The organism is Neisseria sp. P0014.S009 (assembly GCF_051958155.1).
Lineage (GTDB): Bacteria > Pseudomonadota > Gammaproteobacteria > Burkholderiales > Neisseriaceae > Neisseria > Neisseria flavescens_C.
In genome coordinates this window covers 1-236 of the sequence record NZ_JBQCVS010000267.1, presented here as the reverse complement: position 1 = coordinate 236, position 236 = coordinate 1, and the positions used below count along the sequence as shown (strand labels likewise).

Genomic DNA, 236 nt, shown 5'->3' with positions numbered 1-236 from the left:
GACTTAACGAACCACCTGCACGCCCTTTACGCCCAGTAACTCCGGATAACGTTTGTCTCCTACGTTTTACCGCGGCTGCTGGCACGTAGTTAGCCGAGACTTATTCCTGCGCTACCGTCCTTCCTCGTCACGCAGAAAAGGGATTTACAACCCGAAGGCCTTCTTCTCCCACGCGGCGTCGCTGCATCAGGCTTTCGCCCATTGTGCAATATCCCTCACTGCTGCCCCCCGTAGGC

General features: G+C 56.8%; 1 rRNA gene. It reads right to left on the bottom strand.

Annotated features, from left to right (window positions below):
- Window positions 1–236: ribosomal RNA gene (locus ACTHS4_RS12605) — 16S ribosomal RNA — on the bottom strand; the annotation flags it as partial.